Origin of the sequence: Algoriphagus vanfongensis DSM 17529 (genome assembly GCF_000429465.1) — a bacterium.
In the GTDB taxonomy this organism is placed as follows: Bacteria; Bacteroidota; Bacteroidia; order Cytophagales; family Cyclobacteriaceae; genus Algoriphagus; species Algoriphagus vanfongensis.
The window spans coordinates 656,970-680,478 of the sequence record NZ_AUBX01000009.1; the positions used below are offsets into that span (position 1 = coordinate 656,970).

At 41.9% G+C, this 23,509-nt stretch carries 20 protein-coding genes; 8 read left to right on the forward strand and 12 right to left on the reverse strand.

Translation table 11 applies throughout. The features are described 5' to 3' along the window. Positions 1 to 13 precede the first annotated feature (13 nt). Both G460_RS0104235 and G460_RS23305 read right to left on the reverse strand, forming a co-directional pair. A complete protein-coding gene (locus tag G460_RS0104235; protein WP_026954195.1) occupies positions 14 to 658 on the reverse strand; it encodes a DUF7255 family protein in 645 nt (214 codons plus the stop codon). A 24-nt stretch (positions 659 to 682) separates the two neighbouring features. Next, entirely contained in the window at positions 683 to 838 is a 156-nt protein-coding gene (locus G460_RS23305; protein WP_169817496.1) for a hypothetical protein, read from the reverse strand. Positions 839 to 1,000: 162 nt separating this feature from the next. Here G460_RS23305 and G460_RS0104245 point away from each other — a divergent pair, with 162 nt between their 5' ends. Genes G460_RS0104245 through ggt form a run of 3 tightly spaced genes read left to right on the forward strand, consistent with a single transcriptional unit; the run spans position 1,001 to position 5,433 of the window. Continuing rightward, complete coding sequence (locus G460_RS0104245; protein WP_026954196.1) at positions 1,001 to 1,336, forward strand: Hpt domain-containing protein; 336 nt, start codon at positions 1,001 to 1,003, stop codon at positions 1,334 to 1,336. A 13-nt stretch (positions 1,337 to 1,349) separates the two neighbouring features. Next, positions 1,350 to 3,728 (forward strand): S9 family peptidase, encoded by a 2,379-nt coding sequence (locus tag G460_RS0104250; RefSeq protein WP_026954197.1) that lies wholly within the window; start codon positions 1,350 to 1,352, stop codon positions 3,726 to 3,728. Further along, entirely contained in the window at positions 3,721 to 5,433 is a 1,713-nt protein-coding gene (gene ggt / locus G460_RS0104255) for a gamma-glutamyltransferase (RefSeq protein WP_026954198.1), read from the forward strand. Before G460_RS0104250 ends, ggt begins: the two co-directional genes overlap by 8 nt. Positions 5,434 to 5,485: 52 nt before the next feature. Here ggt and G460_RS0104260 read toward each other — a convergent pair whose 3' ends face one another. Further along, positions 5,486 to 6,985: a calcineurin-like phosphoesterase C-terminal domain-containing protein gene (locus tag G460_RS0104260; RefSeq protein WP_026954199.1), complete on the reverse strand. Its 1,500-nt coding sequence runs from the start codon at positions 6,983 to 6,985 to the stop codon at positions 5,486 to 5,488. Positions 6,986 to 7,219: 234 nt separating this feature from the next. On the opposite strand from G460_RS0104260, the gene G460_RS0104265 reads away from it, so the two are divergent. After that, positions 7,220 to 8,281, forward strand: coding sequence for an alpha/beta hydrolase (locus G460_RS0104265; protein ID WP_026954200.1), 1,062 nt, complete (start codon positions 7,220 to 7,222; stop codon positions 8,279 to 8,281). A 3-nt stretch (positions 8,282 to 8,284) separates the two neighbouring features. After that, positions 8,285 to 9,886 carry an amidohydrolase family protein gene (locus G460_RS0104270; RefSeq protein WP_026954201.1) on the forward strand — a complete coding sequence of 534 codons (1,602 nt, stop codon included), beginning with the start codon at positions 8,285 to 8,287 and terminating at the stop codon, positions 9,884 to 9,886. A 22-nt stretch (positions 9,887 to 9,908) separates the two neighbouring features. Here the strand turns inward: G460_RS0104270 and G460_RS0104275 are convergent, their stop codons facing one another. Continuing rightward, positions 9,909 to 10,871 carry a tryptophan 2,3-dioxygenase family protein gene (locus G460_RS0104275; protein ID WP_026954202.1) on the reverse strand — a complete coding sequence of 321 codons (963 nt, stop codon included), beginning with the start codon at positions 10,869 to 10,871 and terminating at the stop codon, positions 9,909 to 9,911. A 116-nt stretch (positions 10,872 to 10,987) separates the two neighbouring features. On the opposite strand from G460_RS0104275, the gene G460_RS0104280 reads away from it, so the two are divergent. Next, positions 10,988 to 12,193 carry an acyl-CoA dehydrogenase family protein gene (locus G460_RS0104280; RefSeq protein ID WP_026954203.1) on the forward strand — a complete coding sequence of 402 codons (1,206 nt, stop codon included), beginning with the start codon at positions 10,988 to 10,990 and terminating at the stop codon, positions 12,191 to 12,193. Between the two features lie 155 nt (positions 12,194 to 12,348). Here G460_RS0104280 and G460_RS0104285 read toward each other — a convergent pair whose 3' ends face one another. Then, positions 12,349 to 15,822, reverse strand: a complete 3,474-nt coding sequence (locus G460_RS0104285) for a T9SS type A sorting domain-containing protein (protein ID WP_026954204.1) — start codon at positions 15,820 to 15,822, stop codon at positions 12,349 to 12,351. A gap of 38 nt (positions 15,823 to 15,860) precedes the next feature. Then, the gene (locus G460_RS21400; protein ID WP_051315906.1) at positions 15,861 to 16,952 is read right to left on the reverse strand and encodes a DUF1573 domain-containing protein; all 1,092 of its coding nucleotides are present in this window, start codon (positions 16,950 to 16,952) and stop codon (positions 15,861 to 15,863) included. A gap of 70 nt (positions 16,953 to 17,022) precedes the next feature. Here G460_RS21400 and trpS point away from each other — a divergent pair, with 70 nt between their 5' ends. Then, complete coding sequence (gene trpS / locus G460_RS0104295) at positions 17,023 to 17,997, forward strand: tryptophan--tRNA ligase (RefSeq protein ID WP_026954205.1); 975 nt, start codon at positions 17,023 to 17,025, stop codon at positions 17,995 to 17,997. Positions 17,998 to 18,047: 50 nt separating this feature from the next. Here the strand turns inward: trpS and G460_RS0104300 are convergent, their stop codons facing one another. After that, positions 18,048 to 18,470: a hypothetical protein gene (locus G460_RS0104300; RefSeq protein WP_026954206.1), complete on the reverse strand. Its 423-nt coding sequence runs from the start codon at positions 18,468 to 18,470 to the stop codon at positions 18,048 to 18,050. A 281-nt stretch (positions 18,471 to 18,751) separates the two neighbouring features. Between G460_RS0104300 and G460_RS0104305 the strand changes: the two genes are divergently transcribed. Then, entirely contained in the window at positions 18,752 to 19,519 is a 768-nt protein-coding gene (locus tag G460_RS0104305; RefSeq protein WP_026954207.1) for an SDR family NAD(P)-dependent oxidoreductase, read from the forward strand. On the opposite strand, the gene trmB is transcribed toward G460_RS0104305, so the two are convergent. Genes trmB through G460_RS0104330 form a run of 5 tightly spaced genes read right to left on the reverse strand, consistent with a single transcriptional unit; the run spans position 19,516 to position 23,509 of the window. After that, on the reverse strand, positions 19,516 to 20,178 hold the full coding sequence (gene trmB / locus G460_RS0104310) for a tRNA (guanosine(46)-N7)-methyltransferase TrmB (protein WP_026954208.1): 663 nt from the start codon (positions 20,176 to 20,178) through the stop codon (positions 19,516 to 19,518). The two genes, G460_RS0104305 and trmB, sit on opposite strands and share 4 nt — an antisense overlap. A gap of 2 nt (positions 20,179 to 20,180) precedes the next feature. Beyond that, positions 20,181 to 21,467, reverse strand: a complete 1,287-nt coding sequence (locus G460_RS0104315) for a bifunctional folylpolyglutamate synthase/dihydrofolate synthase (protein ID WP_026954209.1) — start codon at positions 21,465 to 21,467, stop codon at positions 20,181 to 20,183. A 3-nt stretch (positions 21,468 to 21,470) separates the two neighbouring features. After that, the gene (locus G460_RS0104320) at positions 21,471 to 22,427 is read right to left on the reverse strand and encodes a hypothetical protein (RefSeq protein ID WP_026954210.1); all 957 of its coding nucleotides are present in this window, start codon (positions 22,425 to 22,427) and stop codon (positions 21,471 to 21,473) included. Between the two features lies 1 nt (position 22,428). Continuing rightward, the gene (locus G460_RS0104325; protein WP_026954211.1) at positions 22,429 to 22,818 is read right to left on the reverse strand and encodes an ExbD/TolR family protein; all 390 of its coding nucleotides are present in this window, start codon (positions 22,816 to 22,818) and stop codon (positions 22,429 to 22,431) included. A gap of 1 nt (position 22,819) precedes the next feature. Beyond that, complete coding sequence (locus G460_RS0104330) at positions 22,820 to 23,509, reverse strand: MotA/TolQ/ExbB proton channel family protein (RefSeq protein ID WP_026954212.1); 690 nt, start codon at positions 23,507 to 23,509, stop codon at positions 22,820 to 22,822.

Consider the following 23,509-nt stretch of genomic DNA (forward strand, 5'->3'; position numbering starts at 1 on the left):
ATGAATTCGAAAACTAAGCCATTTTTCTCATAAACCAATTTAAAAGCATCTCACGCTGCTCATCGGTAGGATTGACCAGTAGCTGATCCAATCGCTTCAAACTCCCACCTGTCATCAAGGTTTCGTAGGGTGAAAGCCGGACCAGTTTGTATCCGTGAATTCTGGTCTGTAGATCTATCTGCATATCATTATAGGCTTGTAGTTTCCAGCCTGTTGCTCCATTCTCAGAGAAATCTCCCGGAGCGGATGATTTGCCAAACCACTGCTGGGCCACGGGTGGTCCGTTCCATATTCTATGCTGCATTCCAGCCTTGAGACATTCTTTTTCAAACGTTCTACAAAGACGTCTTTGGCTATCTACAAATGAAAAACTAAACTCATGATAAAGATCTGACCTAAAGGTGGATAACCTATATCTATTAAAATGAAGATCAAAGTCAAATAGAAACAAAAACCGATTGATTTTCCAATCAAATTTCAATTTTTCAAGAAGGGGAATAGATCCATTTCCGCCCAAGTCGTCAAAGGCTTCTTCAAGCCAGTTTCTTCCTTTTTGATCCAAAAAATTAGGGTTGACGTCAAGCTCATAATCTACTTCCAGATCCAGTTCACTTTCATTGATGATGTTCAGGAGATTTTCCTGCAAAATTTTCCGCATAACTTAGGGGAATCTATTCTATGTTTATTTCTGTGTCTCTTCCTCCGTGGAAATTCGCTCTTTGAGATTTCCTTTGGAGCCCGGGAAAGTCGTACGCTGCGAGATATCATACCCGATATAGAGCATGATCAGCATGAAAATCAGGAAGATGATCAGAAATATTTTCTTATTTCTCTGCATAATCTTGGTGCTATTGAAATGCGAAATTAAGCTCTATCCTTAATTCTTCCACCTTTCAAGTAATCTTTGAATTCAGAAATCATGCATTTAAAAAAATGTTTCTATTTTTAGAAAAAGAACCAAACAATATTTTTAATCCGCATCCTTTTTCAGTCCATTACCATGTATAACTATATCAGCGAGCAGTCTATTTACCAATATTTTGGCGAAGATGATCCGGAAATGATTAAGGAAATGGTCCAAATCATCCTGGAAACAAACGTCAAAGATCTCCAAAACCTCGAAGATCTATACAGTCAATCTGATTTTTTGACCATTAAAAAAAGATGCCATAAGGCCAAACCTAGCATGAGCTATATTGGTGCTATCAGAACGAAGAAAATCCTGGAGGAAATCGAAGCTGATCTGGAAAATTCTCATCCGAAAAGTCAGGAACTTCAAAATCACCTGCAGGCCATCGAGCTGGAGCTCAATGAGTTTCTGAAAACTATAGATTAACATCATCCTTTACATGAAGCGTAAATTTCTCACCCTTGCAGCCATGACCTGGCTGTCGATTTCTGGTTTTTCCCAAAGCCAACTCAGTGTAGAATCCATCATGAAAGATCCCAAATGGATGGGCTACTTTCCCTCTCGAGCCTCTTGGAGCGAGGATAGCCAGCGGATCTTTTTCCGATACAATCCCGAAGGAAATCCTGCAGACTCGACTTATTCGATAAGTCTCTCAGATCCCAAAAACTTCCAAAAAGTAAGTTGGAAAGAAGAATACAAGCTGGAAAGAAATCAAGCGGACTTCAATCTTGACCAATCCAAGAGAGTTTATTTGGGACCAAATGATAAAATTCTATTGGAAACTCTCAAAAGCGGAGAGATCAAAGAAGTATTAAATTGGTATACAAGAATCAGCAATCCCACTTTTCTAGCGGATGAAAACCTGATTTCCTTTGTCTCAGATCAAAATATCTATGTACTGAATCTCACATCAGGCAAAGTCGATCGAGTCACTCATATCTCCTCTGGAAATGCTCCCAAATCATCCAAAGATGATGAATTCAAGGATAAACCAAAGGGTTTTGTAGAAAGTGAAAACTTGGATCTGCTTCAAGTTGTACGAGAAAGAGAAGAAGCTTCTGAACTGCGCAAAGCCTATCGTGAAGCGACTAGAACAGAAGAGGAAAAAGAATTCACTTACTATACAGAGGGAAAAACTCCAAGCAATCTCCAACTTTCACCGGACGGTAAGTTTGCCACTTTCACCTACTATAAATCAGGCACCAATAAAAACACCAAAGTTCCCGATTATGTAGCAGCATCTGGTTATACGGAGGAATTGAACGCCAGACCTAAAGTAGGGACGGAACCGAGCAGCTCTGAAATCGGAATTTACAGTCTCCAGCAGGATACAGTATATTTCATCCAGACATCTAGCTTGCCTGGAATACAGGACCTCCCGGATTATACTGCAGACTACCCCGATAAAGAGTGGAAAAAAGAAGATCGTGAATTGGCTTTGTTTGGGCCTGTATTTTCTCCAGACGGAAGTAAAGCTATCATCCAAGCAAGGTCCTTTGACAACAAAGATCGCTGGATTGCCTTAGTAGATTTAGAAACCGGAGAGTTGAGAAATCTCGATCGACAGCGCGATGAAGCTTGGATCGGTGGTCCAGGTATTGGTTGGACTTTCTCTGGTGGCACCTTGGGCTGGTTGCCAGACAATCAGCACATCTATTTCCAATCTGAAGAAAGCGGCTATTCCCATCTTTATCTGCTGGATACAGATTCAGGAAATAAAAAAGCTTTGACATCTGGAAATTTTGAAGTGTTTGACCCTTTCATGTCTAAGGACAAAAAATCCTGGTATCTCACCACCTCAGAAGTGGATCCGGGCGAGCGCCATTTCTACAAAATGCCGCTAATGGGTGGCAAAATGGAGAAATTGACGTCAATGACGGGTAATAATGAAGTTTCTCTTTCACCAGATGAGAAAAAACTAGCCATTATTTATTCCTACAGCAATCAACCTGCTGAATTATACCTTCAAGACAATAAGGTCGGGGCTACAGCTCAACAATTGACTTCCGGTCAGAGTGATGAATTTCAAGCATATGATTGGAGAGATCCAGAAATCATTCGTTTTGAAGCTCAAGATGGTGCGATGGTGCCAGCCAGAATCTACCAACCAGATCCATCCAAGAAAAATGGAGCTGCTGTCATCTTTGTTCATGGCGCAGGATATCTACAGAATGTCCACAAATGGTGGAGTAGCTACTTTAGAGAGTACATGTTTCATAATCTTCTGGCGGACTTAGGCTACACGGTATTGGATATCGACTACCGAGCCTCGGCAGGCTATGGGAGAGATTGGCGTACGGGAATCTATCGACACATGGGTGGAAAGGACCTATCAGATCAAGTGGATGGCGCTGGACATCTCGTGAAGGAATATGGAATCGATGCTGATCGTATTGGGATTTACGGAGGAAGCTATGGAGGTTTTATCACTTTGATGGCGCTATTCAATGCACCAAATGTATTCCATTCTGGAGCAGCTCTACGATCCGTCACCGACTGGGCGCACTACAATCACGGCTACACAGCCAACATTCTCAATACTCCAGAGGAGGATCCTATTGCCTATAGACGCTCCTCTCCTATCTATTTTGCAGAAGGACTAAAAGGTAATCTATTGATGGCTCATGGTATGGTAGATGTCAATGTACATTTTCAGGATGTTGTCAGGCTTTCTCAGCGTTTCATTGAGCTAGGAAAGGACAATTGGGAAATGGCCATCTATCCAGTGGAAGACCATGGTTTTGTCGAGCCTAGCAGCTGGACAGACGAGTATAAACGAATCCTCAAACTATTCAATAGTACATTGATCAATGAGTAATCGAAACTTTTCTACAAAGCTATTGCTGGGCTCAGCAATAGCTTTTTTATTGTATTCCTGTCAGCCAAAGCCAGCTACCCAGTCCACTCAAAAAGGGCTGATAGCTGAGCAGGCGATGGTAGTCTCAGCACGCAAGGAAGCTTCCGATATTGGGATAGCTATCCTTCAGAAAGGAGGAAATGCTTTTGATGCCATGATGGCTACAGAGATGGCCTTGGCAGTAACCTACCCATTTGCAGGCAATCTGGGAGGAGGAGGTTTTGCGGTATTTCGCCTGAACGATGGAAGCTTAGGTTCCATCGATTACCGCGAAAAAGCGCCACTCGCAGCAGATCGGGACATGTATCTAGACGAAAATGGAGACATAATACCTGGCATGAGCACGCAAGGAGCAATGGCCTCTGGAGTTCCCGGCACAATCGCAGGAATCTTTGCAGCTCAAGAAAAATACGGCAAACTAAGTCCTGCCGAAGTATTGGCTCCCGTCATCGAGCTCGCAGAAAGAGGATTTGTAGTCACTGAAAATCAAGCTGGTCGGTTTGCCAGATTGAGAGAAACATTCCAAGAAGTCAACGGGCCGGGTACTTACTTTGCGCAAGAGATTAAAGCAGGTCAGACACTTACTAACCCAGCTCTGGCTGCAACTTTGAAACGAATAGCTCAACATGGTCGAGATGAATTTTACAAGGGAGAAACAGCTCAAATCATCGTGGATCATTTCGAAAAAATAGGTGGAATCATCTCCTTAGAAGACATGAACAGCTATGAAGCCGCTTGGAGAGAACCTATCGTTTTCAACTACAAAGATCTGAAAATCATCTCCATGGCTCCCCCGAGCTCTGGAGGCATCACTATAGGACAGATTTTTGAAATGATAAGTCCCTATGATTTAAAAGGATACGGACATCACTCTCCAGAATATGTTCAAGTATTGGTCGAAGCCGAACGAAGAGCCTATGCTGACAGAAACTACTTCCTCGGAGATCCAGACTTTGTGGATATCCCTGTCGGTGAGCTACTTGACGAAGACTATTTAAGAAATAGAATGGCCAGTTTTTCTATGGAGAAAGCGACCAAGTCTGAAGAAATCGCAGAAGGAGAAATTGCTTTTGCAGAAAACATGGAGACGACTCATTATTCTATCGTCGACCAAGAGGGCAATGCCATCTCAGTGACCACTACTTTGAATGGGGCCTATGGGTCCAAAGTTTACATCGATGAATTGGGCTTTTTCATGAATAATGAAATGGATGATTTCAGCTCCAAGGCTGGAGAACCCAATATGTTTGGATTGATCGGGGCCGAAGCCAATAGTATCGCGCCAGGTAAACGTATGCTAAGTTCTATGACTCCTACTCTTGTAGAAAAAGAAGGAAAACTATGGATGGTGGTAGGTACCCCAGGAGGATCGACGATCATTACCTCAGTCGTACAGACTATCTTGAATGTTTACGAATTCGAAATGAGTATGCAAGAAGCTGTCGAAGCTCCTAGATTTCATCATCAATGGCTACCAGATTTGGTGAGCTTTGAGCCCAATTCCTTTGACAGCACTTTGATCTCCATCCTAAAGGCGAAAGGCTATCAAATCCTCGAAAACAACAATCCAATAATTGGAAAAGTAGATGCAATCCTAGTGCTCCCCGATGGTAAACTAGAAGGAGGAGCTGATCCACGCGGAGATGATGCTGCATCAGGGTTTTAAATAGAAAAGGCCTTCTGTGAATAACAGAAGGCCTTTTTTAATCCCGGATTTACTACACTTTTTTAGTATAGATATTTCCAAATCTATCCTTGGCCTCTACTACCAGGTTTTCGGTAGAGTTTGGTTGGAAGAAAAACATGTGATCTGTAAGTTGAGGCTCCACCCATGTTCTTCTTGCCGGAAGCTGTGGACCAGTGTGTAGCTCCATACTCCACGGATCCTTTGCCATTAGTTTCATAGGTTGAGCGACTTTCATTCCATTTTCAAACCAAGACAATTCCCACTCTGGATCATAGTTCCAGCAATTGATAGAATGAAAATCCGGGAAATCCGGATGATATCCTTTGTCATAAACTCTCAATTGCTCACTGATATCCAGTCCAGTTCCTTTGTATTTCCACCTCAATTCAGATCCTCTGGCCTCATAGATTGCATAGCCATTCGGTGTGCCATCGTAGCAAATCGGTCCTGACCACCAGGCTCCACATACCGTCCCATGACAGTGTTCGTAGACGTGACCAGAGATCATATTGTCATTGAAGTGTGTATGGCCTGACATGATATGAGCCTGATAGCCTTCCAGCATTCGATATAGATGCTCTCGATTGCTGACTGTCCCACCAAGTGTATCCCGATCAGGATAGCGTGTGACAGCCCCCGTGTATGTAGGAATATGAAGAGAAACTACTACGGTTTTTCCTTTTTCCACCTGTGCCAAATCCTGCTCCAGCCAGGCCAGTTGCTCTTCAGGAATGTAGCCGATATACTTCTGCCCAGAGTCCCTTCCCAAGTAAAAAACATCATCCAATACCACATAATGAACTTCACCTCTATTCCAGGAGTAGTAGGTAGGACCGAAATGCCCCTTGAAAGTCGAGGTAGTCTGTCCGTCTGAACGTACCTGAAAATCCAGATCATGATTTCCGATAACTTGAAAAAAAGGAATCCCAGTAGCTGCAATACCTTGATTGTATTCTTTGAAAAGCTCAAGTCTGTCGAAGACCAGATCACCGCACCCTATGCCGAAAAGGTTCGGATCATTTAAGGAGCGTATAGTCTCCTGCACATCTGGAATCGCTACCGAGAGCAGCTGATCCGCCTCGTATTCATTTTGGATTTGAGTGTCTGACAAAAGCAAAAATTGATGCTTTTCATCCGAATGAGGTGCTTTTTCCAAATCGAAAAGAAAAGATTGGCTGCTGGAGCCTCCCTCTATTTTTTGAAAAAAAAGTGCGGAACCATTTTCTTGTTTTTTGATTACATGGCCCGATGGAATGGAAACAAAGACAAAATCTCTGTCATTTCCGGAGGTGAAACTAAACTCACCATTCTTGTCTGTCTGCACGACTACTCTCCCATCCGAAACCGCAACACCGGCTAGTCCTTTTCCTCCAGACCTCACTTTTCCTTTGATCTGGATGGGAATGAAAAACTGTGGATTTTGAAACTCAGACGCCTGCGTGAGCTCATTTCCAAGGGCTGATGCTCCCACCCCCATCCATCCCAGAGAAGTCAATCCCAGGCCTTTGATAAAATCTCTTCTATTAAACATTGCTTCAAGGTTGATAGTAAAAACTAAGCGCAAATTGCAGGAATCCTACGCTAGAAAATCCCCAAAAACATAACTTATCAATTTCTTAACATCTGAGAAACCCCGCAATTCTGTCTCGATTTTATTGCAGTTTTAGAGAAATTTAGCAAACTTAAGCTGTTGATTTTGTACTCTTTACGAAGTCCTCGAATTCTCAATTTCGGTTTTTTATAGTTTTTTCAATCAAATAAATACATGGTAACCCACTACATCATCACGAATCGGGAGGTCACTTCCAGAAGGTCTAAAAATTACATTTCTGTCAATAATCAAGAGTATATGAGAAAGGATGGAGATGAAGAAGCAAGGCATAACCTCCGCTACGGAACAATCTCTTTTGACCCAGCCAAAGCTAAAAAACTGAAGGATTTTTCTATTCAGATTCTGCCTGAAGTACCGGAAGAAACTCTCGAAAAATACGCAGAAGACAAGGATGTCAACAAGGCAAAATTCCCATCTACCCAAGTTTTTGATGAACTCTACCAGTCTGGTCTCAAAGCTGGTAAAAAAACGGACGGTGAACTCAAGTCTGAGGATATTTTGGTTTTTGTGCATGGCTTCAAATCAGACTTGGAAACTGCCATGCAGACTATGGCAGAACTCCATCGCTGCTATGTCGAGCCTGAAAACTCACCCATCAAACACCTCGTGCTCTTCACTTGGCCTGCCAAAAAGAAACTGCTCAAGTACCGATCGGATGCTTACGATGCCATGCAGTCGGGCTTTGCCCTGGCCAGGTCTATGGCTTCCCTTCGTGAATTTTTCAAAAAGAAATTCGTAGAAGAGAAAAAACCCATGTGTAATCAAAAAATTCATCTTCTATGTCACAGCATGGGAAATCGTGTACTGGAAAACATGATCAAGGGAATCGGTGATATCGGTATGGAAATAAGCACCACCTTCAGTGAAATCATTCTGGCTGGAGCAGATATCGATTACTATGCTTTGGAAAAAAACAATCCTCTCTACAAGCTGATTGATTTCGGAGAGCGAGTTCACGTCTACTATCATAATAAGGACCAGGCGCTGGGAATCTCGGAACTGACCAAAAATGCGTTCAATAGGCTGGGCCGCTGGGGAGCCAAAAATTCGGTGGGATTGGCTGATGACATTTACCAATGTGATGTGACAGAAATAGACGATGATAAAGGACTGCTGCATGAGGTCGTTCACCATTGGTACTATACCAATTCTAAAACGGTAGTAGAAGATATCATTACTGTTTTGATGGGAGGATATTCCAAATTCAACACCTAAGCCATGGCAGATCGGTACTTTTCAGATTTGCACTGCCACAATCACATGCGGGCGCATTTTCAGATGCAGGTGCACAAAGACAAATTCACAGCTGAAAATAAATATAGTCCTTGGACGGTGATCATGTCCAATGAGAGAAACCTCCAAAAGGGAACCATGGGGGCAAGTTACAGCCAGATCGATCTGGTCAAGTGCTGGAAATCCAACCTCAGGCTTACGTTCAATTCTCTCTACCCTCTCGAAAAACAATTTGTAAAAGGAAGCAATATCCTAAAAGGAAAAAATAAACTGCTTAGAATCCTGACCACAGCTATTTTGGGAAAAGATGGCATCAGAAGAGATCTCCTCCAGTCCAACTATATGCGCATCCCGGATGCTCTAGTGGATTACTTCCAATCGGAAGGCTATGACTATTGGGAATCTCTGCAGCGCGAGAAGGAATTTGTATGCATGGATTCTGGCAAAGTGATTTCCCAAAACAAAATCCATGTACCCAATGGACTCTTGAGAAATGAACGGCTGGCAGAGCGAAGAGCCAAGCAAGATCCAGAGACATATTTTGTGCAACAGGCAAGTTACTTGATTCCAAAAAATAGAGCAGAATTAAAAAAATCCCTTCAAAACAAAGATGAGATCACCATGATCCTCACAATAGAAGGAGCTCATGCTTTGGGCACGGATACCGTCAAATCCATAACCACTATTTCCAAGAGAGTTCAAAGCATCAAAAATGACTGGGATGAGCCTATTTTCTTTATCACATTTGCCCATCATTTTTACAACTTTCTTTGCGGTCATGCTCATTCGATTCCAGCAGTAGGCGATGCGCTAATGGATCAATCTAACGGGATCAATGAAACGTTCAATTCGGATGGGATGCGGATTTTACGGGAGCTCCTCGGTATCAATAGGTACTACAAAGTTGACTCAAATCTTGGCTATAGAATTCTGATCGATGTCAAGCACATGAGTGCCAAATCCAGAAAAGAGTATTATAAAGTCGTCGATAAGTGCCGGGAAAATGGTGATACTATACCGGTAATCGCTTCCCACTGTGGCTATTCCGGTCTGAGCACCCTACAAGATCACATCGACAATCAGGACAAAGAGTTTGATAAAAAATACAACAACAAGGGTCCTTTCAATCCATGGAACATTAACATGTGCGATGAAGACATTGAAATGATCGTGAAGACAAAAGGTCTTTTCGGAATTTCTTTTGACCAGCGGATATTGGGGCTGAAAAAAGAAGATGATGACAAGCGAAATGGTGTGTCACTCGTATGGGACAATATTGAAGGAATACTGCTTAGTGCCACAACCAACCCCAACTTGCAAGGTGAAGATCCGCTCCAGATCTGGAACTGCATTACGATAGGAACTGATTTCGAAGGATTAATCGATCCGGTCGACCCTTACCCCACCGCAATGGAATTTGAGCAGTTTGCCAACAACCTAGTTTTCGTCATGGACCAGGCCCGTAAAGATTCCAAAAACAAGCACCTTCAACATTTGAAGTCCAGAGAAGATGTAGTCCAAGCAGTGGACCGTTTTTGCTACCTCAATGCGGAAGAGTTTGTTTTAAAACATTACCCTAAGAAATAGATAAGAAACCTGAAACCCTCTCCTACTCTTCCTCTCCAAATATCTCCTTCACTACCCAGCCTTTGCCCCAATTTTCTTTTTCCTCCTCTGACCAGAGTTCAGGAAAGAAAATTACTTTTTGGAAGCGCGGAGGAAGGTATTTCTGCCAGTTGGTACCACCTGTCGCTGCGATATCCACAGGGTCTCGATGCAGGTATCTCACAGCCGATTTGTAATGAGCCAGTGGCCAGAAGACATTCGCTTTCAGATCAAATTTCCGCATCAATTCTGTCAGCTCATCCGTAGGATTTTCCATCTCCATGTACTTCTGCCAGATATTCTTTCTTCGGTAGTCATCAATCAGCTCCTTCAATTGCTTACCGTACTTCGCCTCGAAATTCTTCAGAGTCAGCGTTTTTTCTCCTGTAGCCAGCTCTATCGCTCCCTGCTGCCAGTACAAATGCTCAAAAATATCATCTGCGGGTGAATGATAGTCAAATTCATCTCTTCGAGTCAAGGTCACCAGATGATGTGCATCGGTAGACATCAATTCTATTTCCCTGTATTGAGCACTTTGGAAACCAGAGGAAGGTAACAAAGACATTCTAAACTTGAGGAATTGATCCTTATCCATCCCTTTCCACATCACAGCATAGGACCCCACCAATTGATCAAAATACATATTGATCCGCTCAAGATGCTTGCAAAAATCCGATTCAGTCAGACATTTTTCCTCAGCTATCTGCTCGATCTCATTGATGATCAACTTGAAGTACAATTCCGTAATCTGATGATACATGATAAAAATCTTCTCATCTTTTTGATTCGTCTTCGGCTGCTGAAGTGACAGAAGCACATCCAGATTGATATAATCCCAGTAGGTCAAATAGTCTGCATAGAGAAGCCCTTCCAGATACGAAAGCATGTCCTGCCCCGAGGCCTTGTATTTTTCTTCAAGTAGTTTGATCTTATCTAGAATCTGGGAATTGAACTGGTACTCAGCCATCGGTAAATTGAGGGAAAAATGATAGTTTTATAGCTGCTGATTCCTTAGTTTGGAAAAGTCGCGCTATTGAATTGCCCGACAAAAATCACTGATTCATTTTAATAAACCAAAATACCATGGCAGGAGTTGAAATCCACAAATCTCAAAAGCAGGATAATTTCGAAGGAGTTGATTTTTTGGAAATTGATGATTTGCTGACAGAGGAGCAAAAACTCATTCGGTCCTCTGTTCGTGATTTTGTCAAAAAAGAAATCTCGCCCTATATCGAAGATTGGTCTCAAAAAGCTCATTTTCCAACGGAAATCGTCAAGAAATTTGGCGATGTAGGCGCATTTGGACCTCAAATTCCAGCAGAATACGGAGGAGGAGGATTGGATTACATTTCATACGGACTCATCATGCAAGAGATCGAAAGGGGCGATTCTGGTATGCGATCTACCGCTTCTGTTCAGGGTTCCTTGGTGATGTATCCGATCTATAAGTTTGGCTCTGAAGAGCAAAAGAAAAAATACCTCCCTAAACTTGGCTCTGGCGAAATGCTCGGTTGCTTTGGGTTGACTGAACCGGATCACGGCTCCAATCCCAGCGGGATGGTAACCAATTTCAAAGACATGGGAGACCATTACCTTCTCAATGGTGCCAAGATGTGGATTTCCAATTCACCCCAAGCGGATATTGCGGTCGTCTGGGCAAAAAATGAAGAAGGCAGAATCCACGGCTTGATCGTCGAGAGAGGCATGGAAGGTTTCTCTACTCCAGAAACTCATAATAAATGGTCGCTACGGGCCTCCTGCACCGGTGAATTGGTTTTTGACAACGTGAAAGTACCCAAGGAAAATCTACTACCTGGCAAATCAGGATTGGGAGCTCCCTTGATGTGCTTGGACTCAGCAAGATTTGGAATTGCCTGGGGTGCCATCGGTGCAGCAATGGACTGCTACGAATCAGCCAGAAAATATGCCGCAGAGCGAATCCAGTTTGACAAGCCCATTGCCAGCTTTCAATTGGTGCAGAAAAAACTATCCGAGATGCTTACAGAAATCACCAAAGCTCAGCTTTTGGCGTGGAAAGTCGGCAAAATGATGAATGAAGGGAAAGCGAAAACTGTCCACATATCTATGGCCAAGAGAAACAACGTCGATATGGCTCTGACGATTGCCAGAGAAGCGAGACAAATCCATGGTGGTATGGGAATCACAGGGGAATACCCTATCATGCGGCACATGATGAATCTGGAATCGGTGATTACGTATGAGGGAACTCATGATATTCACCTGCTGATCTTAGGAAATGAAATCACTGGAATCCCGGCATTCAAATAGTCTTTTCCCTACAGGTTTACCCTGATTCGTTTAAAGAATATCGTGGATAATTTTTAAAATCAGATAGAGTTCTAAAAATTAGAGGCCCCTGAAACTGGATTTCAGGGGCTTTATTATTTCACATGATTTTATTTCAATAGCAAAAAACTTCGATTTCAATCCAGTTTGATAAACCTCCCCAAGAAAATCTTTTGGGCTTGACTATCTATCCAAACAGTGTAAGTACCATTCGCTAACGTGGATACATCCAGCCTGATTTGCTGATCAGATTGGTAAAGCAAGATGGCTGATGCGCTCACATCTCTCCCATTGAGATCAAAAATTCTCCAAGAATTCTCTGCAAAGGCCAAATCACCTTGAGGCTCCAAAATGAGTTCAGCCTGGCTAGGATTTGGGTAAATGATCAAAGCTTCTGCTTCAATCTGTTGTCCGCCCGGTAAGCCTGAAATCGTCAAGTCGACTGGATTCAATTCTGTAGCACATCCGGCAGAATTTGTGACAATCACAGAAAAAGAACCCATCTGATGGACTTCTAATTCACGCTCAGTAGCTTCAGTCAGAATTTCTCCATTTCTATACCACTGATACGTAAAATCTCCTTCGGGAGCCCTTAATCTATTTCCGTCAACATGAATTTCCCCGGAAGGTGAAACCACTTTTTTGACTTCCAAGTCATTGCTTTCCCATATGCATCCATCTTGATATCGTATTACTGCATGGTAAATTCCCGCCTCTTCAATTGTCAGAGAATTCCCTGTCTGATTTGGGATTTCCACTCCATTCTTTCTCCATCGGACTACTTCAAAAGCAGCATCAGAGTTTAGTGACAATTCACTTGCTTCCCCCTCACAGAAAAAATCTTCACCTGTCAAAATCACTGGAGAACTCACCTCTTTGGTCAAAAATAAGAACGCGGACATTTCGGTGACATTTCCAGAAAAATCCTCCGCTCTAATTCCGATTTTTATTTCCTCTTTAAAGTCCTCACAGCCGATCTTTGTTTTGTTGATGGTCAAAGACTTAATCCCGCAATTGTCGGTGACATTCTCAACAAACATTTCTGGATTTAAAGTGATCTCACCTTTCGATGGATCAAAAGTCAAGGTTTGATTTTTAGGACTGATTTGTGGCTTTTGGGTATCCAAAACCAGCACTTTCACAGACTCTTCCCAGACTTTCCCTTCCTTACTTTCTATGCGGATTTCCACCCAATTATCCCCTCTTTTTTCACAATTAAATGTCAAATCAGAAGTAGTGATTTCTAGCTCTTCAGATGGAGGCCAGGAAGTAAACAAATCCTCAATGGCTAGAAGTGCCTGTCCATCGTCATTCAATACCAGCTCGATCTTTTCCACTGTGGGAGGAAAAGGAACCTCTGACAAAGCCAATTGCAGCCGCTCAGACTCAACGATACACCCAGAACTCAGCCTCAATTGTGCATAATAAACCCCAGCTTTTTCTACTTCGATTGCTTTGCCCTTGATGCCTTCTAGAAGACTCCCATTTCGGTACCATGCCAGTACTTCAAAATCAAGTTCTTCACCAAGAATGAGTTCAGAGGTTCCCCCTTCATAAAGCGGCTTATTGGCTTGTAGGCTGACTTTTTTGGACTCAATTATAGTTAGCTTTAACTCAATATTTTTCGAGACCTCATTTCCAGCAAAATCTTTTACAGTCAAAACAACTTCCGGCAGAGAACTCAAATCTTCGCAAGTAAAAAGTGTTCTACTTAAACTTACACTCTGTATGCCGCAGTTATCTGATATAGAGTTTATAAACATTTCAGGTTCGATGTTCAAGCTACCCTGGACTATATCAAATTCTAATTCTGTAGTCTTGATATCAACAATCGGAAAAATTGAATCTTTAACTTCAACCAGCAAATCCTGCTTCCAACTAGTCCCATTTGTGTCTGAGATTGTCACCAAAACTTCATTTTCTCCCAACTGCTCACAAGTAAATAATGGTCCCATTGAATATTCAGCATTCCAATTTTCAGCTGGGTCATTTTCTAGGAAGTCTTTTAGAGTAGCTTGAATTTTCCCTTCCTCATTCAAGTACAAAGCTATTTGATCTCTAAAAATGGGTTTTTCCTGAAAATCCTGAAAAGTAACCTGAAATACTCCGAAGGATTCATCGGTATGAACAGGCTCATGTGGCATATTTCCCTTAGGAGCCAAAGAAACTTGGTGATTCATGGGGAAATCTATAAGTTGATTTTTCAATTCCCCATTTACTTTATATTCCGCATCAAATGGATTTTGGAAATCCTGAATTTGGAATACTGTACCTTCTGAAATACCAAAAGATGAAAAATCAACTTTGACTGATGAGGATTTGCTTGGGTTTGCGATGGTAACATAAAACCTCTTACCATCATATTTATTCTGCCTAATCCAAACTTTAGGTTCTGTCGGAATTGTGAATTTCAAGTGGCTATTCTTGTCATAGCCTGAATTTGCTTTCCATTCATCAAATGAAAAACCGGAAAATGTCGAAATATTTTCAATGTTCTGAAAGTAAAAGTTCTCATCCCAATTTGCCTCTTCTATCAAAGCTGGATCTGTCAAAAAATGGATGAAGTTACCATGAAGATTATAAAATATATTTTTAGTGAATTCAAACCTGTTAAGAGGTTGAATTTCTACCATATTTCTCCCACCGTACAAAAAGTTTTCGGTGAATTCAAAATTGTCATTAGGCTGAAATGTCCTACCTAAACTCACATTACTAACTTGAGTTTCATTCAATCTTCCTCCTTGTAAGTCAGAATAAAAAATATTTCCAGACACGCTCATGGCATAGCTAAAATTGTTAGCAGAGCCTATTGTAAAATTATGAGGTGGTCGAAATAAAAAAGGATTAAAATTGGCGATTACCCCAGTATTAAACGAAGTGTTATCGAGACTTATAATCCCTCCATTTTGTGGGTTTGTAGTGTAAATATTAATGCCTTGAGAAGCATTTTGAAATATCACATTATTCTGTAAAATTTTAGGCCTATCTGCATCGTCGTGCTGTATATACATACCGTGTCCAGTGCCACGTAAGGCTGCTTGTGTCCCATTGTTGAAAATTATACATCCATAGACTTCCAAATCCAAAGAAGGTCTCCATAGTTGAAGTCCCCCTCCAGCAACATCATAAATCCAACAATTGATAAGTTTAACTGAATTCCCATTTACGGTAATTCCATTTTCATAAGGTACAGCTTCTCCCAAATCCTCCCTTTTATGGACCGTTGACGAAGTAATATGAATCCCTATCAACCACACATAGTCACCATTTATAGTGATAGCAGTTCCGTCAGTTCGATTAAAACTTGGGTCAATCCATGCCTCTCCTTCATTCAATGGTAAAATGTAAATAGGACGATCAGGGGATCCACTAATCTGCACCTCAAAATTCCCCTTATAATGTCCATCCAGTAAGAATAAACTATCGCCAGGAACCAGAGGGGATTGACTGGATAATGCTTTTGTTAGGCTGAGAGGATTCTGCTGATCCAAACCAGAATTTGAGTCTAGGCCGTTGGGCGAAGCGAATCTTACTCCAGCCAAACTTACATTCCCAATTATTCCAAATAAGAAAATACAAGCGTATGTAAAAATTTTGTTAGGAGCATTCATTAGAAAGCAAATTGCTTCAATAAATATACTTTCAACAACTATTCAATCCTACTCTTGAGTACTAACAACTGAACAGGATTCAAAGGATCATTGCTGAACACATAAATATTGCGCTGATCAATCCCTTGCCGCCCTTTTGGATCAAAAATAATCTGCAGTTCTACAGACTCTCCAGGACTAAGTTCATCCTTCGGCATTGTCATAGTCAGGCAGTCACAGTTGCCCTGAATCTTCCTGATTTCAAGTTTTGTCTGGCCTTTATTCGTCAAAGTAACCGATTCATTTTGAACTGAATTTTTGGAAATGGTCTTTAGATCCAGCTCTTTGGGTGATATCGTCAGATTGGGCACCACTCCTAAATCTTCCTTGGAAAAAGCAGGATAAAACTCAAATACATTAGCCAAAACATCCATCTGTACAATCAGTGAATCTGTCAAAGACACCGAAACAGGATCTTCGAAAAAGCCCAAATCATCTTTCATTTCACCAGAATAAATCACTTGAATCAACCCTCTGGAGTCTTGAGTGACACTATCCTCCAGCAGCGCAAATTGAAGGTGTTCTGGCCCAAAATACTTCAGGCTATCCTTGAAAATAGTCTCATCAGAAAAATTGAAAAACTCAACATTCTTTATCTTGGGTTCATTGGTAAACACCTCCCCCATATTTACTTTCTCTTGTCTAAAACCCACTCCTCTTTGCTGAAAAGGATACTCGATCATAGGATCTTGGGGAAAAGGAATGGCATTGCCTTCCAAAAACAAGGTATCCTGAGTTCCCATCAAATTTCCTTTGACCACGATCATTCTTGAAAATGGCCCTGCCCCTGTACTCGGGTTGAAGGAAATTTGAAGAGTCCCTTCTTCTCCGACACGCAAGGTATCTTCTGAATAAGCCACTGTGGTACAGCCACAGTCCGTCCACACACGCTCGATCCAAAAAAGAGAATCCTGAGTGTGAGTAAATTTGAATTCAGCAAGCTGATTCCCATCCTCTTCTAGCAAAGTCCCTAAGTCAATTTTGTTAACTTCCCAGATCAGTTTGGGAGTGACAGGCTCCTGAGAGAGACAGACTTGCGTACAAAGCAATAGAAAAAAGAAAGAAAAGGAAGCGATTCGAATTGGGTTCATGCCTGCAAATAACGTATAAATCCAAACGAATTATAGGCTGATTTACTTATTTTGCGCCAAAATTAGACCAATGGCACGAGTACTGACAGGCATTCAAAGTAGCGGAAGACCTCACATGGGCAATATCCTGGGAGCCATTATCCCGGCGATCCAGTTGGCCAAAGACAATCAAGAGGAATCTTTCATTTTCATCGCAGATTTTCACTCTTTGACCAGTTCCAAAGATGCAGAACTGAGAAAAGAAAATACCCTAGCGGTAGCTGCTGCATGGCTTGCATTTGGACTAGATATTGAGAAAACTGTCTTTTTTAGACAATCCAGAAGACCGGAAGTAGCTGAGCTAAATTGGTATCTCAACTGCTTCACTCCATTTCCTATGCTGGCAAATGCACATAGTTTCAAGGATAAATCTGAAAAACTAGCGGATGTCAATGCCGGCCTTTTCACTTATCCAGTACTGATGGCATCTGATATTTTGCTGTATTCTGCAGATTTGGTTCCCGTGGGCAAAGATCAAATGCAGCATCTGGAAATGACCCGGGATATCGCATCTACTTTCAACAGAATCATGGAAGAGGATATTTTGACGATTCCAGAAGCTAGAATATCGGAGTCCGTTAAGACTATTCCAGGCACAGACGGGCAAAAAATGTCCAAGTCTTACAATAACTACATTGACATCTTCCTACCAGAAAAACAACTCAAAAAGAACGTCAATACCATAGTCACCGACAGTACTCCACTGGAGGAACCCAAAGATCCAGATACCTGTAATGTCTTCAAATTATACAGCCTTTTGGCAAGTGAAGAGCAGATTCAGGGCATGAGAGCCAAATACCTTGGTGGAAATTACGGCTACGGACATGCCAAAAAGGAGTTTATGGAATTGATTCTGGAAAAATTTTCTGAAGAGCGTAAAGCATTCGACTATTACATGTCTCATCCCGAAGAAATCGAGAAAAAACTAGCTGAAGGAGAAGAGAAAGCCAAATCCATCGCTGAGCAAATGCTTCAGAGAGTCAGGGAAAAACTTGGATTTAGATAATAAAAAAGCCCGAATTTGATCAAATTCGGGCTTTTTTATGCTTACAGTATTTATCTGCTTCTCCAGACATCTTTGAGCTGACGACCATTGATCAGCATCACGATTCGGGCAGGATTTGGGATCAAAACAAGTCTCACATCCTGTCTATCAAATTGATCTGACTCGATCGGAACTCCCTCTTGACCACCTACTTCATAGCTAATCACTCCATTGGCATCTGGTAGCATCGGCTTGTATTTATTGGCGATATAGGCTGTGGGAAGCAAAATATCTGTATCTGATTTCAAGACAGAATAGATTTTCTCCAATTCCTTCTCGATCACATCTTCATAATCTTCATTGAAATCATCCTCCAAATCATGAATGGCTTCCTCTAAATCATCATAGGTTTCATCACTATAATCCATAGCGGCCAGTTGATTTCTCTTTTCTACAATTTCGGTTAGCTCCTTATCCAGCTTGTCCCAATTCATTGTTTTCTTTTTTTTGGTTTGTATTTAAGGATACAAAGATCGTTAATCCCTTTTTTTATCCAGAATGATTTGGAATAAAATCAATCCAAATTTTGAACTTTTAAGGTGGAGAAGGTCAGGTATTGATATAAATCAAGCTTCAAAGCCGCTTATACACAGGAAAAAGTAGTTAAAATATTCCTTCCTTATTTTTTCACAAAAAGCTTCTTTTTCTTGCTTTCTGAAGTATCGCCTAGCTTTATTTTTCCATATATTGATTGGCCAATCAAATCACCACTCGCATGGATTTATATTCACTTTTTTCACTAGAAAATAAAGTCGCACTGATCACAGGCGCATCCAAAGGAATCGGTTTTGCCTGTGCTGAGATTTTTGCAGCAGCCGGTGCCAAAGTGGTGATTGCATCGCGCAAACAGGATTCTCTAGACGAAAGGGCAAATTATCTCAAATCAAAAGGCTACGAAGCCACTGGGATAGCCTGCAATGTTGGGAATATGGATGAGCTCCCGGAACTAGTAGAGAAGACAGTCGAAAAATACGGGCAGATAGACATCTTGGTCAACAACGCAGCATCCAGTCCTGTATTCGGACCCGTTCATGAGACAAGTTTAGAAGCCTTTGACAAGATCATGGAAGTCAATGTCAAAGCTCCTTTTGAGTTAAGTAGGCTGTGTTTTCCGCATTTGAGAAAATCCTCTGATGCATCTGTCATCAATATCAGCAGCATTGGGGCATTTTCGCCAGATCCTGGACTAGGAATCTATTCGGTCAGTAAAGCAGCCCTAAATTCACTGACAAAGGTGTATGCAAAAGAATGGAGTGAAGCCAAAATCCGGGTCAATGCCATCAGCCCAGGCTTGATACAGACTAAGTTTTCGGAACCGCTCTGGTCTAATGAGAAAATCATGGACTTTGTGATCAAGCAACTCTCTATTAAGAGACTCGGCACCCCCGAAGAAATCGGTGCTTTGGCATTGTTTCTAGCTTCTCCAGCCTCTTCATACACCACCGGAGCTGTATTTACCTCGGATGGAGGCTATACGATTTAGGACTTGAATCTGATTTTGAGATATTTGATCTTCTCCCCTTTTTCGGAAAACATCTTTTCGTATCTCGTCTGAATTCCAAAGTGATCGTCCTTCCATTCACTTTGGTAGAAATCATGCGTAAAACCGATCACCTCAATATCACTTCTGGACTGAACCAGCTCCAAGGAGTAATCAAATAATCCCGTATTATCAGTCTTGAAGTGGATGATTCCCTCCTTTTTCACAAGAGATTTGTACATATCCAAAAACTTGGGAGACGTCAATCTCCTCTTTTCATCTCCATCCCTTGGAAAAGGATCCGGAAAAGTAATCCAAAGTTCTGAGATTTCTTCAGGTGCAATAAATTGATCCAACTGTTGAATTTGGGTTCGAAGAAAGGCCACATTTTCGATTCCTTCAGCAGTAGCCGTTGAGCTTCCCTTCCAAATCCGACTTCCTTTGATATCTACTCCGATAAAATTCTGATCTGGAAATACCCGGGCAAGACCTACGGTGAACTCTCCTCTACCACAGGCAAGCTCGACCACGAGAGGTTTGTCATTGTGAAACTGGCTGGAGTTCCAATTCCCTTTGATTGATTCAAAAATGGGTTTTCCAGCCTGCACTACATTGGGGTTGAGTTCGTTTTCTTTAAAGCGAACCAGTTTTTTTCTACTCATGATTACAAATCCTCGATTTCTGCGACCACAAAAGTACTGCCTCCGATAAAAATCAGGTCATCTACTGCAGCTTTTTTTCTGGCAAAATCAATGGCTTCATTCACATCAGGAATACAAACCCCCGACAATCCCTGCAATCGGGCTTTTGCAAGCAGATCTTCAGCTTTCATAGCCCTAGGAATCAATGCTTGACAGAATACGTAGGAGGCATCTTTAGGTAGTAGCTCGAGCACTTGAGTAATATCCTTATCCTGAACCATCCCGAGTACCATCCACAGCTGCTTGCACTGATAGGTTTCCAATTGGTTTAGAATTTCACGGATTCCAGCTTCATTATGACCTGTGTCACAGATCACGAGAGGCTCTGTAGAAAGCACTTGCCATCTTCCTTTCAGCCCAGTAGATGAACTCACCTGGGAAAGTCCTTTTAATATAGCTTCATGAGAGATCGTCCATCCTGCTTGAATCAGCTGATGAAGTGTCTCCAAGATACCGGGTAGATTGAAGCGTTGGTAATTTCCCAGAAGATCAAACTCTATCTGGAAACTTAGGTCAGCAGTCGTAGCTTCAAAATATGCCTTTCCTGCCTCTTCCTTTACTTTGGAGACGGCCCATTTTTGATCAGCGAATACTATAGGAGCTGATTTAGCTTCAGCTACTTTTGAAAAAACTGGATAAGTTTCTTCCTGTGTCTGGCTGATGACCACCGGTACTTTTTCTTTGATAATACCTGCCTTTTCACCAGCTATTGCACCCAATGTATCTCCCAAAAACTGAACGTGATCCCATCCAATATTGGTAATCAGAGAAAACTCTGGAGTGAGCACATTGGTACTGTCTAGTCTTCCTCCCATCCCCACTTCCACCACAGCAATATCAACTTCTTGCTGCGCAAAATACCAAAAAGCCATTCCAACAGTCATCTCAAAAAAACTGGGTCTGAGACTTTCCAATATCCCTTTGTTTTCTTCCACAAACTGCACCACTGATTCCTGGGGAATTTCAGCTCCATCGATTCTAATTCTTTCTGTAAAAGATTTGAGATGTGGAGAAGTGTACAGTCCGGTCTTATATCCCGCTGCCTGCAATACTGAAGCGATGGAATGAGAAGAACTCCCTTTTCCATTTGTTCCAGCGATATGAACAGACTTAAAGCTATTTTGAGGATTACCAAGATGTGCACAAAGTGCGATCGTATTGCTCAAATCCTTTTTGAATGCACTGGCTCCTACCCTTTGAAACATAGGAAGAGCCTCATACAGGTAGTCCAGAGTCTCCTGATAGGTCATGAATTAGTCAACCTTGATGATAAAAGTGATTTTTCCATTGGAGAAATCCGCAACGGCTCCTCCCTGCTTTTTGAAGGATATCTGATTGACAACTTGACGGTAATAAGCTAGTACATCATTAGAAACATTATATTCCAAAGGAACTGCTTGTACTACACGACCAGAGTCATCCACAGTGATTTTAAAAACTATACGACCATTGCGGGTAGAAACGCGGTCATTGATATTCGGTCTGGATGCAAAATCCCAACCAGCCAAGTCCAAGCTATATCCCGAACCAGAATTGGTACCCTGTCCGGATCCTTTCCCCATCAATGCTTTTCCTTCTATTGTTCCTTTGGGATCACCTGCATCTCCTTTTTCAGTAGAAGATCCTTGAGCACCTCCAGATGAAGCCACAGTTCCTTTTCCTTTGGTACCACCAGCTCCCATCAATGCTTTCTCATTAATCTTAGGCTGCTCAGGTGCTTTTTGGACGGTTTCCTCAGCTTTGGACTCCGCCGGTGTAGTCACAGACTTGGCAGGTTCGCTTTTGGTTGGTTCTGGCTTTTTAATATTTTCTGTAGCCTTTTCTTCTCCTTTGATTGGAGAAGGCTTGGTAGTCACAGCCTTGTTGACAGCTGGTTGAGGGTTCGTTTTAGGCTTGGCTGTTTCTGTTTTTGGGCTTGGCTTTGGAGTGGCATTTTCCACTACTTTTGGAGCCACTTCTCCAGGAGCGGCAGCTTCTACCACAGGAGTTGGAGACTCCGATGGAGGTGTCGGAGAGCTTACTTCACCCGATCCTGTCGGACTAAATCCCAAATTCAATTCCAACCCAAATGTAGGTAATGGTGGAATGGGCTGCTTCCAAACGACAATAAAATAGAAGGCGATCAATAAAAGTACATTGACCAATAGGGTGATCACACCGGATTTTTTCCGATTCTGATTTTCTACTTTATCTGCATCCCAAAATTCCATATCAAAACGGTTTTGTTGCGATGGAAACATTCGCTTCCAATCCGGCAGCAATGCCTCCGATTTCTACCAAATATTCTACAGGAACATCTTTATCAATATGCAAAACCACCTGTCCTTTCTTATCCTGAAGCAAAGAAGTCAATTCTGCTTTGATCTGCTCCCGTGATACTACCTTATCATTAACGGCATAGCGTAGGTCTTTGGTTACCGATACGGTCACTTCTTGCATGGCTATGTCGGATGTTTCGCTCGAAGGCAAGTTGACCGGCAATCCAGAAGGAGTGATAAATGAGGAAGTCAACATAAAGAAAATCAACAACAGAAAGATAATATCTGTCATAGATGACATACTGAATGCCGCTTCTACTTTATTTTTTGACTGAAGTCCCATGTTATTTCTCTTGAAGCAATTCGATAAACTCTATGGAAGAATACTCCATGCTATGAATCAATTTGGAAACCTGAGTCACCAAGTAATTGTAACAAAGGTAAGCCAAGATACCAACGACAAGACCGGCAGCTGTGGTGATCATCGCTTCATAAATCCCTTCGGAAAGCAATTTGGGAGATACCATCCCTTCTTCTTGAGCAATTGCTATAAATGCCTGAATCATCCCTGCTACAGTTCCCAAAAACCCAATCATCGGAGCCGCACCAGAGACGGTCGCCAGCAAATTCAAGTTCTTTTCGAGTTTATAGATCTCGATTTTCCCTACATTTTCGATAGATACCTCTATGTTTTTAAGTGGAGAACCGATCCGCTCGATGCCTTTGGCTATCATATTGGCAACTGGAGTCTTATCTCCAGCGCAAAGAATTTTCGCTTTTTCGATCTGGCCACTGGTCACCAGCACTTTCACCTGATCCAGCAAATTGGAAGAGGTAGTCGAAGCTTTTTTGAGGGTCAATAGCCTCTCAATGAATATGTATATCGCCAAAATAAAAAGCAGATATAAAGGAATCATCATGTATCCTCCTTTGATCAGGAGGTCCAAAAGGCCGATGTTTTGCGCAGCTGCGTCCATACCTAGACTGTCTGCTGCAGATAAAGAATCTGTGGAGAGGGTTTGAAGAAGAATCAT

Coding starts and splice junctions, on each gene's coding strand:
- G460_RS0104265 (WP_026954200.1), top strand. CDS start 7,220: ATGGTAACCCACTACATCATCACGAATCGGGAGGTCACTTCCAGAAGG.
- G460_RS21400 (WP_051315906.1), bottom strand. CDS start 16,952: ATGAACCCAATTCGAATCGCTTCCTTTTCTTTCTTTTTTCTATTGCTT.
- G460_RS0104320 (WP_026954210.1), bottom strand. CDS start 22,427: ATGGAATTTTGGGATGCAGATAAAGTAGAAAATCAGAATCGGAAAAAA.
- G460_RS0104245 (WP_026954196.1), top strand. CDS start 1,001: ATGTATAACTATATCAGCGAGCAGTCTATTTACCAATATTTTGGCGAA.
- G460_RS0104285 (WP_026954204.1), bottom strand. CDS start 15,822: ATGAATGCTCCTAACAAAATTTTTACATACGCTTGTATTTTCTTATTT.
- G460_RS0104250 (WP_026954197.1), top strand. CDS start 1,350: ATGAAGCGTAAATTTCTCACCCTTGCAGCCATGACCTGGCTGTCGATT.
- G460_RS0104280 (WP_026954203.1), top strand. CDS start 10,988: ATGGCAGGAGTTGAAATCCACAAATCTCAAAAGCAGGATAATTTCGAA.
- G460_RS0104260 (WP_026954199.1), bottom strand. CDS start 6,985: ATGTTTAATAGAAGAGATTTTATCAAAGGCCTGGGATTGACTTCTCTG.
- G460_RS0104315 (WP_026954209.1), bottom strand. CDS start 21,467: ATGACCTATCAGGAGACTCTGGACTACCTGTATGAGGCTCTTCCTATG.
- G460_RS0104235 (WP_026954195.1), bottom strand. CDS start 658: ATGCGGAAAATTTTGCAGGAAAATCTCCTGAACATCATCAATGAAAGT.
- G460_RS0104275 (WP_026954202.1), bottom strand. CDS start 10,871: ATGGCTGAGTACCAGTTCAATTCCCAGATTCTAGATAAGATCAAACTA.
- G460_RS0104300 (WP_026954206.1), bottom strand. CDS start 18,470: ATGAATTGGGACAAGCTGGATAAGGAGCTAACCGAAATTGTAGAAAAG.
- trpS (WP_026954205.1), top strand. CDS start 17,023: ATGGCACGAGTACTGACAGGCATTCAAAGTAGCGGAAGACCTCACATG.
- G460_RS0104305 (WP_026954207.1), top strand. CDS start 18,752: ATGGATTTATATTCACTTTTTTCACTAGAAAATAAAGTCGCACTGATC.
- G460_RS23305 (WP_169817496.1), bottom strand. CDS start 838: ATGCAGAGAAATAAGAAAATATTTCTGATCATCTTCCTGATTTTCATG.
- G460_RS0104325 (WP_026954211.1), bottom strand. CDS start 22,818: ATGGGACTTCAGTCAAAAAATAAAGTAGAAGCGGCATTCAGTATGTCA.
- trmB (WP_026954208.1), bottom strand. CDS start 20,178: ATGAGTAGAAAAAAACTGGTTCGCTTTAAAGAAAACGAACTCAACCCC.
- ggt (WP_026954198.1), top strand. CDS start 3,721: ATGAGTAATCGAAACTTTTCTACAAAGCTATTGCTGGGCTCAGCAATA.
- G460_RS0104330 (WP_026954212.1), bottom strand. CDS start 23,509: ATGATTCTTCTTCAAACCCTCTCCACAGATTCTTTATCTGCAGCAGAC.
- G460_RS0104270 (WP_026954201.1), top strand. CDS start 8,285: ATGGCAGATCGGTACTTTTCAGATTTGCACTGCCACAATCACATGCGG.